Genomic DNA, 272 nt, shown 5'->3' with positions numbered 1-272 from the left:
GGCCTGCATTCGTCAGCGTCCCTCTCAACGTGGAATCCCCCGTCACCAACCACGCGCTGGTGGGATCGATGCTCACGTCGTCCATCGGTCGCGCCGCACCCGTCCAAAGGGAGCCGGTCATCAGGCTGATGTTGGCCACCGCCTGCGACGCGGCGATCGCATCGCCCGAGAGGGTGCTGTTGTCGGAGGCATCCAGGTTGACGAGCGTTGCCTGGGGATAGAAGGTCCCGTTGTTGCCGGCCCCCAGCAGCGTCGCGCCCGCTACCGTCGCC

General features: G+C 67.3%; 1 protein-coding gene. It reads right to left on the bottom strand.

From position 1 onward, the window contains the following. On the bottom strand, positions 1-272 hold a 272-nt coding region (locus SB773_RS31810; protein ID WP_410594314.1), incomplete at both ends, for a hypothetical protein.

It is taken from the genome of Bacillus sp. SIMBA_074, assembly GCF_046534555.1.
GTDB classification, from domain to species: domain Bacteria; phylum Bacillota; class Bacilli; order Bacillales; family Bacillaceae_G; genus Bacillus_A; species Bacillus_A mycoides.
The sequence above is the reverse complement of the archived record's forward strand: the minus strand, read 5'-3'. Positions and strand labels throughout refer to the sequence as shown.